At 37.0% G+C, this 14,078-nt stretch carries 14 protein-coding genes; 1 reads left to right on the forward strand and 13 read right to left on the reverse strand.

The window, feature by feature from the left end:
• Nucleotides 1-126: 126 nt before the first annotated feature.
• The 10 genes from GM661_RS17945 to GM661_RS17990 form a co-directional block, all read right to left on the reverse strand.
• Nucleotides 127-1,134 (reverse strand): inorganic phosphate transporter, encoded by a 1,008-nt coding sequence (locus GM661_RS17945; RefSeq protein ID WP_230868028.1) that lies wholly within the window; start codon nt 1,132-1,134, stop codon nt 127-129.
• A gap of 71 nt (nt 1,135-1,205) precedes the next feature.
• Nucleotides 1,206-3,032: an adenylyl-sulfate kinase gene (cysC, locus tag GM661_RS17950; protein ID WP_230868029.1), complete on the reverse strand. Its 1,827-nt coding sequence runs from the start codon at nt 3,030-3,032 to the stop codon at nt 1,206-1,208.
• Nucleotide 3,033: 1 nt separating this feature from the next.
• Nucleotides 3,034-3,933, reverse strand: coding sequence for a sulfate adenylyltransferase subunit CysD (gene cysD / locus GM661_RS17955; protein ID WP_230868030.1), 900 nt, complete (start codon nt 3,931-3,933; stop codon nt 3,034-3,036).
• Between the two features lie 136 nt (nt 3,934-4,069).
• The gene (locus tag GM661_RS17960; RefSeq protein WP_230868031.1) at nt 4,070-4,441 is read right to left on the reverse strand and encodes a hypothetical protein; all 372 of its coding nucleotides are present in this window, start codon (nt 4,439-4,441) and stop codon (nt 4,070-4,072) included.
• Nucleotides 4,428-4,778: a hypothetical protein gene (locus GM661_RS17965; protein ID WP_230868032.1), complete on the reverse strand. Its 351-nt coding sequence runs from the start codon at nt 4,776-4,778 to the stop codon at nt 4,428-4,430. The genes GM661_RS17960 and GM661_RS17965 overlap by 14 nt, the downstream gene beginning before the upstream one ends.
• Before the next feature lie 275 nt (nt 4,779-5,053).
• The gene (locus GM661_RS17970) at nt 5,054-5,836 is read right to left on the reverse strand and encodes an SDR family NAD(P)-dependent oxidoreductase (protein WP_230868033.1); all 783 of its coding nucleotides are present in this window, start codon (nt 5,834-5,836) and stop codon (nt 5,054-5,056) included.
• 18 nt (nt 5,837-5,854) lie between these two features.
• A complete protein-coding gene (locus GM661_RS17975) occupies nt 5,855-6,835 on the reverse strand; it encodes an ABC transporter permease (RefSeq protein WP_230868034.1) in 981 nt (326 codons plus the stop codon).
• Nucleotides 6,816-8,345, reverse strand: coding sequence for a sugar ABC transporter ATP-binding protein (locus tag GM661_RS17980; protein WP_230868035.1), 1,530 nt, complete (start codon nt 8,343-8,345; stop codon nt 6,816-6,818). Before GM661_RS17980 ends, GM661_RS17975 begins: the two co-directional genes overlap by 20 nt.
• Before the next feature lie 68 nt (nt 8,346-8,413).
• Nucleotides 8,414-9,325 carry a substrate-binding domain-containing protein gene (locus GM661_RS17985; protein ID WP_230868036.1) on the reverse strand — a complete coding sequence of 304 codons (912 nt, stop codon included), beginning with the start codon at nt 9,323-9,325 and terminating at the stop codon, nt 8,414-8,416.
• A 103-nt stretch (nt 9,326-9,428) separates the two neighbouring features.
• On the reverse strand, nt 9,429-9,575 hold the full coding sequence (locus GM661_RS17990; protein ID WP_230868037.1) for a hypothetical protein: 147 nt from the start codon (nt 9,573-9,575) through the stop codon (nt 9,429-9,431).
• 401 nt (nt 9,576-9,976) lie between these two features.
• Here GM661_RS17990 and GM661_RS17995 point away from each other — a divergent pair, with 401 nt between their 5' ends.
• On the forward strand, nt 9,977-10,354 hold the full coding sequence (locus GM661_RS17995; protein ID WP_230868038.1) for a helix-turn-helix domain-containing protein: 378 nt from the start codon (nt 9,977-9,979) through the stop codon (nt 10,352-10,354).
• Nucleotides 10,355-10,422: 68 nt separating this feature from the next.
• Here GM661_RS17995 and GM661_RS18000 read toward each other — a convergent pair whose 3' ends face one another.
• The 3 genes from GM661_RS18000 to GM661_RS18010 form a co-directional block, all read right to left on the reverse strand.
• Nucleotides 10,423-12,114, reverse strand: a complete 1,692-nt coding sequence (locus GM661_RS18000; protein WP_230868039.1) for an AAA family ATPase — start codon at nt 12,112-12,114, stop codon at nt 10,423-10,425.
• 104 nt (nt 12,115-12,218) lie between these two features.
• On the reverse strand, nt 12,219-12,935 hold the full coding sequence (locus GM661_RS18005) for a thermonuclease family protein (protein WP_230868040.1): 717 nt from the start codon (nt 12,933-12,935) through the stop codon (nt 12,219-12,221).
• 57 nt (nt 12,936-12,992) lie between these two features.
• The gene (locus GM661_RS18010; protein WP_230868041.1) at nt 12,993-14,030 is read right to left on the reverse strand and encodes a PD-(D/E)XK nuclease domain-containing protein; all 1,038 of its coding nucleotides are present in this window, start codon (nt 14,028-14,030) and stop codon (nt 12,993-12,995) included.
• Between the last annotated feature and the right edge of the window lie 48 nt (nt 14,031-14,078).

Consider the following 14,078-nt stretch of genomic DNA (forward strand, 5'->3'; position numbering starts at 1 on the left):
GCCTTTTAATTATTTATAACTTAAGCCCCTCCTATTATCTGTAACAATTATACAATTATACCAAGCTTAAAGCAAACCTGATTTAGTGCCTTTGGTCTAACAAACAAACCATCCAGTGTTATGGTATCACATCATACCATAAATACTCATCAATAAATAGGCAATAATGAATGCCATTACTGGTGCAATAACCCAGACCACAAAAATTTTTTTTACGGTTTTTTTATTAAAAGTATTCCTAAAACCCTCCTTATATACCCCCAAGCCAAGTATGGCCCCGACATTGAGTTGGGCCAGTGCTGCAGGAATACCTCCATAAACAGAAGCAAAAATTAGCAAACTGCCTGTCACTACAGAAATAGAGAGTGCACCTAAAGGGCCAAAGTTAATAATCTTCTTTCCAGTTGTTTCTAAAACACGACTACTAAAAATTGAAGCCCCTATTCCAAACCAGGAGGCAATTATTAAAACTGCCATAATAATAATCAGTATCTGCATATTTGCTGCATCTATAATGTTGTTTAGTAGTGAAAATATCGGCCCACTGGCATTGGCTACATTGTTTGCCCCAATGGCATAAGCTACATAACAGGAGCTTAAAATAACCGAATACTTGATAAGGGGGTGTTTTCGAATAGTAGCAAAGTTTACTATCTTTTTATCACTGATCGGCTTATAGATAAACCTACCTAAAATAAATGTAAAGAGAAAAGAAAGTACCGGGAGATAAAACCATGCTGGTACAATCTCCAGAATTAGTTTCCGAGTATTAATATCAGCAAGATATGTTCCCATACCCATTAAGGCAAAAACAGTTGATTGACTGGTGGATTGAGGTACTCTTAAAAGATTGGCCAGGAGAATAGATAAAGCAATAGAAAGTAACATTATTGTTGTTATAGCTATTGTAAAATGAGCCTCAGCTACAATGCCTCCACCGATAGTCCGGTTTACCTTCCCACCGGAAAATAGTGCTCCTAACAGAACAAAGCCCCCGAATAAACCAGGAATTAAATCCTTCCTGATTAGGTTTGCTCCATATGAAGATGAAAAAGCAGCTGCAACACAACTTCCACCCATATTAATCGCCAGAAATACTGCCGCAAACAGTGGTATTAAAATCACATGTATCATTTTATCTTCCCCTATAACTTATATTTAAAACTGCTACCATTAAACTTATGGTAGTAGTTTTTAAAAATATCTTATTCCAGATATTTAATAATCTGGTTAATAAGAGTATCTGTAGCTTCTTCAATGGTATACTGGCTGGTATCAATCTCAATATGGGGACTAACTGGCTTTTCATAGGGACTGGATATCCCAGTAAAGTTAGGGATTTCCCCTATCCTGGCCTTCTTATATAATCCCTTAACATCCCTTTTTTCACATTCTTCTAATGGGGTACTGACAAAGATTTCAATAAATTCTTCCCCAATGATTTCCCTGGCATTCTCCCTGTCTTTTTCATAAGGCGAAATGAAAGAAGTAATGGTAATAAGGCCAGCATCGTTCATCAATTTAGCAACCTCAGCAATCCTCCTAATGTTTTCAACACGGTCCAATTCCTTAAAACCCAGATTCTTATTAAGACCGTGTCTGATATTATCACCATCTAAAAGCATGGTATGTTTACCCATAGCAAGCAGCCTTTTTTCTACTTCATTGGCCAGTGTCGATTTGCCTGAACCCGAGAGACCGGTAAACCAGAGAGTTAGTGGCTTCTGCCCTTTTTGTTCTGCCCTGATTTCCCTGCTAACATCGGTATTCTGCCAGACAACATTAGTAGACCTCCTTAAAGGGTGTTCAATTATACCACAGGCTGAAGTCATATTACTGATTCTATCAATCAGTATAAAACCACCTAAGGCCTTGTTATTTTTGAATTTATCAAAAACCACCTTTTCAGCTAAAGAAATATCACATAAGGCCATTTCATTTTTAAAAAGCCGGTCTGCCGGAATACGTTTGCCTGTATCAATATCAATCTTATGCTTAATATTCATAATCGTTGCCGGAAGGATCCTGGTACCTACTTTTATCAGGTAGTTCCGGCCAGCTACAAGGTCAATATCATCCATCCAGAGTATGGTAGCTGTAAACATATCTGCTGGTTTAAGGTCTTTACCTTTAAGTAGAACACAACCCCTGGATACATCCACTTCCCGGTTAAGTTGAATGGTAACAGGTTGCCCAGAAGTAGCTGAATCGCTTTCCTGGTCTGTCACCAGGATACTCTTTACTCTGGCCTTTTCATTAGCAGGCAGGGTAGAGAGCTCATCCCCTACTGAAATCTGGCCTGACTCAATCTGGCCCTGGTAACCCCTGAAGGTATGATTGGGCCGGCTTACCCTCTGTACTGGCATTATAAAACTATCCTTATCAACAATTTCTCTTACATCGATCTGTTCTAAGTAAGATAGTAAGGGAAGACCTTTATACCAGGAGGTATTAATAGATTTCTCTGTTATGTTATCCCCTTCTGTAGCCGAAACAGGGATAAGCTCAATACTCTCTATATCAAAACTAGCAGTAAGCCTTAAAAACTCAGCCTTAATCTCTTCAAAACGATGTTTATCATAATGGATTAGATCCATTTTATTAACAGCAAGGACAAAATGTTTGATTCCCATTAAAGAACAGATCCGGGTATGTCGCTTGGTCTGCACTAGCACTCCCTGGCTGGCATCTACCAGGATAACAGCCAAGTCAGCAAAAGAAGCCCCTACTGCCATATTCCGTGTGTACTGCTCATGTCCTGGGGTATCTGCCACTATAAATGACCTATGGTCTGTCGTAAAATATCTATAGGCTACATCAATAGTAATCCCCTGTTCCCTTTCAGCCATTAACCCGTCCAGCAGAAGGGAATAGTCTATCTCACCCTCTCTACTACCAACCTTACTATCCAGTTCTAAGGCCTTCTCCTGATCAGCAAATAGTAATTTGGCATCATAGAGCATATGTCCAATCAAGGTAGATTTGCCGTCATCTACACTCCCACAGGTAATAAACTTCAGTAAGCTCTTCATCTTAGAAATACCCCTCCCTCTTACGCCTTTCCATACTGGCAGCTTCTTCCTGATCGATTACCCGGCTAGTTCTTTCAGAGGAAACAGCACCCAGGGTTTCTGCTATAATCTTATCCAGGGTATCTGCTTCTGATTCCACACCACCAGTCAGAGGGTAACAGCCGAGGGTTCTAAAACGAACTTTTTTTATAACTACCTCTTCCCCTGCTAAAAACCTCATTCTATCATCATCTACCATAATAATATTTCCGTCACGATAGACTACCGGTCTTTCTTTAGCAAAATACAGGGGGACGATATCGATGTTTTCTCTCCTGATATATTGCCAGATATCTTTTTCAGTCCAGTTTGAGAGAGGAAAAACCCTTATACTCTCACCTTTGTTAATTCTGGTGTTATAAAGTTTCCACATTTCAGGGCGCTGGTTCTTTGGGTCCCAGGCATGGGCAGAATTCCTAAAAGAAAAAATCCTTTCTTTAGCCCTGGATTTCTCTTCATCCCTTCTACCCCCACCAAAGGCAGCTGTAAAACCATATTTATCGAGGCCCTGTTTTAAGGCCTGGGTTTTCATAATATCTGTATAGGCAGGACCATGGTCAAAGGGGTTAATTCCCTTTGCAACACCTTCCATATTGGTATGGACAATCATTTCAATACCTAATTCCTCTGCCTTTCTATCCCTGAACTCTATCATCTCCCTAAACTTCCAGGTAGTATCAACATGCATAAAGGGAAAAGGTGGTTTTTCAGGGTAAAAGGCCTTCATGGCCAGGTGTAACATCACAGAGCTGTCTTTCCCGATACTATAAAGCATTACTGGTTTCTCACATTCTGCAGCAACTTCCCTAATGATATAGATCGCTTCGGCTTCAAGCTGATCAAGGTGTGTTAGGTTATTCATTTCATATACGTCCTCCTCATGCCTATTCCACTATTATATCTATTAATCCATCTCTTTTCTAATTATACAATTATACCAGGCCTAAAGCAAGCCTGGCTAACCTCCACTGTGACAAACAAACCATCCCGGCATCATATTATGCTATAAATAGTGGATACTCCAGTGAACCTTCTTCAATTAATGAACCCTGTTGGTCAAAGAGATTGACCCTTATGCGGTAATTACCTTCTTTAGTAAAACTTATCCCTGCAAATAGATTGTGATGGGTATGGGCCAGTTTTATCATAAAAAGGTCTGACTGTGAAGAACTTACTATCTCACCATCCCTGATAAGCTCAGTCACCTGAAAGAACCCATCTATCAGTTCATCATTAGTATCCCAGACCCATTTATTGACAACATAAAAATTTGGTGCCCTCCCCGCTGTAAAACCATGTATAATGTTTTTAAAACCAGACCTTTCATCTTTTTGACAGATAAGGGAATACTGTAACTTAAGCCTGTCCATTATTATCACCAACCTTAACTACAGCTGCCTCATCCCGGGCCAAACTGGCTTCACTAATACTATGGTCATGTTTAAAGAGCTCATCCTGTACACTGGGGTCATAGTCAGAAGGATTAAAGAGCCAGCGGGGTTCTTTTAAAACAAGAAAAATCAAAACAAAAACCATAGCAAGTGAAAATATAAGAGCAATACCTACCACTGCGTAAAGTAAAATCACTAATAACTCATCATGCCCCTTTAAGGGCCACAGGCTGGCTGCCAGGGCTGTTTCAATCCAGACCAGGTAAAACCCAACCATCTGCAGAGGACTCTTAATAAATTTAAAAGTATCTTTCATCTCCTCTTCTCCTTTCCCATTACCATAAACAACCTCAATCTTTTAAAAATTTATAGTATAATTCACCAATCCTCCGCAAATTCCTGCCAGAATATAGAAAATCCACCATAGGAACTAGATTCCCATGGTGGATTAGATTGTGACAAGAAATCATCCCGGTGACACGTTAGTTTTAACCCTTGACGGAATTTTTTTAGATTGGTCTTAAGATTCAAATCTTTAAATATACTGGAAGTTCCGGCTACTAGAATATCCGCTCCGGCTTATAATAACTATCAATAAATAGTATAGCCGCCATCAATAATCATAGTATTACCAGTCATAAAACTGGAGGCTTCGGATGCTAAATAAACAGCTGCACCTTGAAGTTCTTCAGGCTGTCCCATGCGTTTCATAGGAGTAGGGGTTATCCAATATTTCCTGGTTATTTCTGGCTTATTCTGTACATCTTCTTTAGTCATCTCAGTTGCCATATAACCAGGGGCTATAGCATTGACCCTAATACCTGCTGTTGCCCATTCTGCTGCTAGAGACTTTGTTAAATGAATAACCCCGGCTTTAGAAGCATTATAAGAAGACTGAGCCTGTGGATAGTTGACAATATAAGCAGACATAGAAGCCATATTGATAATCGAACCCTTCTGTTGATTCCCTAACATATAGAGAGCTACTAGCTTTGAACATAAAAAGACAGCAGTTAAATTGATATCCACTACCTCCTGCCAGTCTTCCAGGATCATATCTTCTGCTGCTATATGTTTACAAATACCAGCATTATTGACCAGAATATCTACCTGACCAAACTGTTCCAGTACTTCTGCTAACATCATTTTAAGCTGATCTTCTTTAGTTACATCAGCCTGGCAGGCCAGTGTTTCTACACCAATCTCTGCTATCTCCTGGGCCGTTTTACTGCCCTTTTCATAATTTTTATCTACAATTACTATCCTGGCTCCTGCTTCAGCCATTCCCTTAGCTATTGATTTACCTAAACCCTGAGCTGCTCCAGTTATAATTGCCACCTTATTATTTAAGCGAAATTTATCCAATACACTCATAAATAATTCATCCCCTTTTTATTTATTGTTTTTTCTTGAACTAAAATAAACAGCTATTACAATAATCAACCCCTTAACAACCCTTTGAGCATAAGGAGAAATCCCCATTAGATTTAAGCCATTATTTAAAACCCCCAGTATTAATGCACCAAGTAATGTGCCGATTATCTGCCCCCGACCACCTGCAATATCTGTACCTCCCAGGACTACAGCAGCAATGGCATCTAATTCAAAACCAGTTCCAACCATTGGTTGTCCTGACATAAGGCGAGATGTTATTAGAACACCACTAACAGAAGCAGTTATTCCACTGATGACAAAAGGAATAATTTTGTAGAGTCTAACATTTATACCCGATAAGCGTACTGCTTCTTCATTTCCACCTATAGCATAAATATAACGACCCATAGGTAAGTGATTTAAAATCAAATAGGCAATCAAATAAACAAATAACATAATAACAACTGGTACAGGTATTATGTTAAACCAATATCCCCTCCCCAAAACAGCGAATGACTCTGGAATACCTGATAAAGGATATCCCCCTGTATATAATAGAGCCAATCCCCTGGGTACTTCCATCATTGCTAGAGTAACAATTATTGCTGGCATCTTTAAAAAAGCCACCAGACTACCATTAATTAAGCCAAAAATTAATCCTATACATATCCCTATAACTACCGCCAGAATAGGACTTAAACCCCAGTTCACCATAGCCCCGGCCATAATTGTTCCACTAAAAGCCATCACTGAACCAACAGAAAGATCAATACCCGAAGTTAAAATCACAAAGGTCATTCCTGCCGCTATAACCCCATTAATAGATATCTGTCTTAGAACATTGATCATATTGGAGTAAGTTAAAAATTTATCTGAAAACACAATCATTAATAAACACAAAGCTAAAAACCCACTGAACGTCCAGAAAAACTGGTTTTTAAATATTTCTTTAAAATTAAATTGTATATTTTTTGACTCACTAAACACTGTTTTTCCCATCTTCCTCTCCTCCCCCAGTAGCATAATACATTATTTTTTCAGAACTAGCCTCTTTACTTTGAAACACCTTAACAAGCTTACCCTTATGCATTACCATTATTCTATGACTCAAATTTAATACTTCTGGCAACTCAGATGAAATAACAATAATGGCAATCCCCTGATTAGCCAGGTCCTGAATCAAACTATGTATCTCTGCTTTGGCCTTCACATCTATTCCCCTGGTAGGTTCATCAAAAATAAGAATCTTACAATCCCTATTCAACCATTTAGCAAGAACAACCTTCTGTTGATTACCACCACTTAAATTCTTTACTGCCTGTTTTAAACCAGGGGTTTTAATAGACAGGTCATTAACCAGCCTTCTTACCTGTTTAATTTCCATTTTTTGATTAATAAATCCATTCCTATTTCTTATACCTTGTAAATTACTTAGGCTTATATTATCCTTAACTGACATTCCTAAAATTAAGCCCTGGGTTTTTCGGTTTTCTGGAATTAGTCCAATACCAGCTTTTAAGGACTGAGCAGGGTTATTCAACTCTACCTTTTTTCCTTCCAGATACACTTCTTTTTCTGTAGCAGTGTCTGCCCCAATTAAAGCCCTGATAGTCTCTGTCCGTCCAGCACCAACTAAACCAGCAATACCCAGTATCTCTCCTTTCTTTAATTTAAAAATAACATCTTTAACAACATTATCCCTACTCAATTTCTTAACATCTAATAAGACTTCATCAATAAGATAATTTTTCTTTGGAACAGGCTTATGAAATAAATCTTTTAATTCACTACCAACCATCATCTTTATTAATTTTTCCTGAGTACAATCTTTTGCCAGTTCTGTGCCAACATACTGGCCATCCCTCAAACAGCTTACTCTATCAGCAATCTTAAATATCTCTTCCAAGTGGTGAGATATATAAATCATAGTAATTCCTTGTTTTTTTAAAGTATTAATTAATCTAAATAAATCATTTATCTCCCTCTCAGTTAGACTTGCTGTTGGTTCATCTAAAATCAAAATCTCCGTCTCTAAAGATAAAGCCTTGGCTATTTCAATAAACTGCTGTTCAGCTACAGTTAACTCAGCTATAGCTTTCTGAAGGTTTACCTTAACTTTTATTTGAGCTAATATCTCCAATGCTTTTTCTTTCATCCTCTTTCTATCAAGTAATCCCTTCTTTTTTAGTTCCCTTCCTAGAAAAATATTATCAACAGCACTTAAGTAAGGAACCAGACTAAACTCTTGATAGATAATACTAATACCCAGTTCCTGAGCCTCTTTAGGACTATTTAAATTAATCTCTTTACCTTTTAAAAAAATCTTACCACTATCAGCAGTATAAACCCCTGATAAAACTTTAATTAATGTTGATTTCCCGGCTCCATTTTCCCCTACCAGTGCATGAACTTCTCCCTTTGCTACATCAAAACTTACCTTATTTAAAGCTAAAACACCGGGGAACCCTTTTGATATATTGGCTATCTGTAATATCTTATCTCCCAACACCTTTTCCCCCCCCTTTTTTTAGTAATTTTGTAAAAGCGCTTCAGAAAGAATCTGAAGCGCAAAACATTTTACCAACTGAAACCTACCGCAGTATTAGTATCTATTAACTTTACTGGAACCCTTATATCTTCAGGGACCCTCTCTGCTCCCCAGTACTTTGCCAGACTGGTTCCTAAAGCCATTCTGATTAAATCCCGGGGAAACTGGGCTACTGTTGCCCTAAAAATATCCCCATCTAAAACAGCTTCTATTGCTTCAGGGTGTCCATCTATACTAACCATAAAAGTATCACGTCCTGAACCCAAAATAGCTGAATAACAGCCTAATCCCCCAGTATCATTGACACTAAAGATAGCATCAAGGTCAGGATTGGCCTGCAGCATATTTTCAGTTACGGTCATAGCCGTGCTACGTTCTTGTTTACCATTTTGATTATCAACAATAGCTATATCTGGATATCCACTGATTGCATCTTTAAAACCGTTTACCCGGTCCAAGATTCCATCAGCAGGAATCCCGTTTAAAATCGCAACCCGGCCCTGACCATTCAACTCTTCTGCCATAAATTTACCTGCTTGGTAACCAGCATCATAGTTTTCAGAAGAGATATAAGCATCCCTGGGACCGGCAGCATCAGCATCAACCGCTATCACAACTATACCCTTTGCTTTGGCAAGTTCAACTGCTGCCTGTACCCCGACAGTATCTGTGGGATTAATAATTAATATATCTATCCCCCTTTGAATCATATCCTCTATATCACTAACCTGTTTGGCCACATCATGATGGGCATCGGTTATAATGTAATCAGCACCAATAGATTCAACTGCAGAGACAAAGGCTTCCTTCATAACAATAAAATAAGGGTTGTTCATCTGCTGAAAGGATATACCTACTGTCAAATCATCTGCTGCCTCAACAACACTAAACATCATTATCACCATTAAAACCAGCAAAAATACTGTCCTTAAGTTTTTCATAATCTAACATCTCCTTTTCGTTTTTTAAAATTTAAACTATACAAATAAAAAAATGGACCAGGATAAATAATAATCCCGGCCCAGGGCCCCAGGTGAAACACAATTATTCTTTTTTTAGGCTGACAATTTTAATGATAAATTCTTCATCTTTTCCCCTTATTAATACTATATCGTGATTGAATAACTTGTATATCTTATCTCCCGGTTGATATTCTGGTATATCTTCTTGTCGTTTTTCTTCTCTTAGCACAGCAACCCCTCCCGGGAACCATTAAGACCAGCCTACCACAAATTTACAAAGACTTGTCCATATGGTATAATTATTTATAAACTTACTAAAAAACAGTCGCCAACTGTTATCTGTTACCCTGTCTATATACTATCTAATACCTCCTTTCCAGGAAAGAACCCAGGGATAGCTCTGTCCCTTTTAGATATTTTATCCTTTTTACATTGGGAAAGTTCAAAGTGTAGTATATTTAATTGGTAAAAGTAATAATGTAGTTTATTAAGTAAATATTTGTTCTTTATAGTCCCTTTATGGGACATTCTACTTAACATTATAGTCCCTATTAGGGTCTTTGTCAAGGGTTAATTTCTTTTTTTGTCACTTTCAAGGACTTTTATTTTTTATAATTGGAGGCTTATCTAATGGATTTCGGAAAGAAACTCAAAAAAGCAAGAAACGAGTTGGGAATGACTCAAAAACAATTAGCAAAAAAAATAGGAATTAAACGCACTACAGTTGCAGGATATGAAAGTGAAGGGAAAATGCCACCATATAACACCCTTATAAAAATAGCCCAGACTCTGAACTGCAGCCTGGACTATTTACTGGGATATAAAGAAAAAAACAACTCTGATAAAAGCGAACATCTAAACCCGGAGATAATATACCTTGCTCAAAAAATATCCAAACGGAAAGACCTGAAACTCCTTCTTAAAGAAACTGAGGATTTGAACCCAGATTCGGTTAAAAGGATTATAAAAATTATAGGCTTGATTAAAGAAGAAAAGCACCTAGGATAGTGAAGGTATTAGTGAAGTCGCAGCAAGGCAAATTTCTCTCCCTAACTTATCCAGTAACCGTCCCGGTGTCATATTATCAATTCATATTCATCTTTACCAATAAAAATTAATAAAGCCTGTTTAATATTATCTTTATCCTCAAACTTACGGCTGGCTGCATATCTCTCTAATTGCTTTAATCCCTCTTGTTTAACCTCTGCTAACTTATCCCGCTCACTCTTCTTTAAGTATTTTAATTCTATGATCCACTCATATTTGACATCTGGCATCCGTATATCCCGTTCCAGATAGATGTCTATATATCCATTTTCTACCTCTGTTTCACTATATGGTTTATAGGCCTTACTGTCCACCAGATAGGCAAAGAGAATTACTTTGATATACCTTTCATCATAATTTATCAGATCACGATTAGAAAAGGCTTTAAAGACATGATTGTTTATATAGTCTATATATGGTTCAATCTCACCTTCATAGGCCATTTCTTCAATTGACTTCCTGAGTTCATTGAGGTCTAAGTTGATTTGATATTCTTCTGATATTTTTTTCTCAATATATTCCCAGAAGATTGTTTTTACTACAAAATTGGGTATTTTTAAGAGGAGCCTGGTTCTATACTGCTTATCTATTGTCAACAAACCCATATAAAATAAGAGTGAGACAAAATAGTCTTCATCATACATCATATCAAAGGAAAAACGGGTAATAATATCGGCCACTATCCCTTCTTCGATAATAATATCTTCCAGCACCTCCCGGTTGGCCTCATTGGCTACCAGTCTATTTAGCCTGCCGTAATCTGTCCGGACATTATCATCTATCAACTGGTCAGGGTAGTCCCCTGTCATTAGCCACTGGCTAAAGAAATGCAGAATCATATCCGGGTTATAGACCCGTTCCCTGCTGTCTTTGTTAAATAGATAGCCATTATAGTTCTTTCTTAATTCAGACAATAACTCCTCTTTATTTAAATCTATATTTAACTCTTCTATTATTCCCTTTACTTCTTTTTCAGTAAAACCCAACATTTCATTAAACAGTTTATTCATAGTAATATTGCTAGCAATATTAAAACCACTGGTCAAATCATCTAACATAACTGGTGATATACCGGTTATAAAAACACGGTCAATCACACTTTCTGTACCTATTTTGACTGTTTCATAAAAATCCCGAACAAAACCTGTCGCCCTGATTACTTCTTTATAGAAATCACTGTCCCCCATAGCAATAATATCATTGGCAAAATGGTCATATTCATCTATAATTAAGTATACTTTTTGACCTGCGTCTTTCACCTTCTCAATATAAAAGTTTAAAATAGATTTTACATCTTCTAATTCCTCTAATTTATTAACTATATCCTGATAGTTTATAAACAAAGCTCTATATTTAGATAAACTAGCTATAACCGCCTGCCTGATAGTTTCCTTAAAAGAGAGGTATAACTTTTCTTTACTATCGGTATTTAAACCTGAAAAATTAAATTTTAAGATTAGATAACTTGTTTTTAGTTCAGTAGGGTTTTTCCCAATATATAAGCTTTCAAATAATTCATCAAACTCCTCTTTATTATTCAAATCATAATAATTAGCAAGGGTGGATAAAAAAAGGCTCTTACCGAATCTACGCGGACGAATAAAAAATAAATATTTACTCCCTATCCCTTCTAAGCTAGAAATATAATTAGTCTTATCAACATATAAATAACTTTCTTTTCTTAATGATTTAAAATCAGATATCCCATAAGGTATCTTCATCCACATATCCCCCTCATAAAAGCTAAACTTAGTCTCTGTCATAATTATACAATTATACCAGGCCTAAAGCAAGCCTGGCTAATCTTCTAATTGATAAATACGTATCACAGAATAAATATTTGCAGTGGACTATCAATAATAATCTCTGATCTGCCTTTATATTCCACAACCTTACCGGTGACCTTAATCTCTTTTTCCAGTAACAATTCCAGGGGATTATAATCAAATTTGTTAAGATTATGTTTAAATATAATTAGATATAAGTTATCTTTTCCTTCCTTGCTAAAGTCCAGAAAGATAATCTTCTCTGACTGATAGGTCTTTACCACCTTACCCCTAACTATAACCTCTTTATTTAAATAATCTGCTGCCTCTTTCAGCTCTGCTGCATATTTTAAATTAGGTGGTACCAAGAGGAGACTGGCATATCCTTCCTCTAATAGTTTTCTATTAAAAAAACTCCCGTCTGCCAAAAAGAGATAGGCCAGGATACGATTATATTTATCCCTTTTCTCCTGGTCATATTCCAGATAGACATTATGTCCCAATAACTTTTTCTTGGTGTATTCAAAGGCCTCCCGGGCATAAAACTCTGCCTCCCCCTCTTCCCAGTTCATCTCAGGGGTATCCAGTCCAATCAACCTGATTCTTTCACCATCAGCTGTCCTGACAGTATCACCATCATAGACATAGTCAATAAAAACCCTGTCCAGTCCTTGCAGTCCCACAGAATCTGATTCAAAATCATTCTCTGCAAATAAAACCAGACCACCCAGGCATATCATTATCAAAAATACTATTAACAATAATTTTTTCTTCATAATCATTCACCCTAGAATCAAACACCTATTTTGATAGACATTCACACCGTCCCGGTATCATACTATCAATTCATATTCATCTTTACCAATAAAGATTAATAAAGCCTGTTTAATATTATCTTTATTCTTAAACTTATGACTGGCTGCATATCTTGCTAACTGCTTTAGTCCCCCTCTCTTAACCTCTGCCAATTTATCCTGTTCATTCTTCTTTAAATACTTTAATTCTATAATCCATTCATACTTGACATCTGGCATCCGTATATCCCGTTCCAGATAGATATCTATATAGCCATTCTCTACTTCTGTTTCACTTACAGGACGGTAGAGATTACTGGTAACCAAATAGGAAAACAAAACTAACTTTATATACTTTTCATCAAAAAAATTAATCAAATCACGGTTAGATAGCTTCTGTAGTACATTCTCACTGATATATGACAGAAAGGGCTCTATCTCCCCATCAAATCCCATCTGCCAGATAGACTTAGCCATCTCTTCTACATCATAAGATATTTGATATTGATTTTTTAATCTGCGCTCAAAATACTCCCAGAAGATAACCCGTGTCACATGATTGGGTATCTCCAATCTGGTTTTGCCATACCTTATCTCTCCAATTGTCAATAAACCCATATAAAATAAGAGTGAGACAAAATAGTCTTCATCATACATCATATCAAAGGAAAAACGGGTAATAATATCAGCTACTATCCCTTCTTCGATAATAATATCTTCCAGAACCTCCCGGTTAGCCTCATTAGCTACCAGTCTATTTAACCTGCCGTAATCTGTCCGAACATTATCATCTATCAACTGGTCAGGGTAATCCCCAGTCATCAACCATTGACTAAAAAAATGCAGAACCATATCCGGGTTGTAGACTCGTTCTCTGCTGTCTTTGTTAAAGAGATAACCATTATAGTTCTTCCTTAACTCAAATAATAATTCCTCTTTATTTAGATCAATGTCTATAGCCAGCTTTTTTATGATACCCCTTACTTCTTTCTCAGTAAAACCCAACATTTCATTAAACAGTTTATTCATGGTTATATTGCTAGCAATATTAAAACCACTGGTCAAATCATCTAACATAACTGGTGATATACCGGTTATAAAGTAAGCGTCAAAACGTCCCCACCT

Origin of the sequence: Iocasia fonsfrigidae, assembly GCF_017751145.1 — a bacterium.
GTDB lineage: Bacteria > Bacillota > Halanaerobiia > Halanaerobiales > DTU029 > Iocasia > Iocasia fonsfrigidae.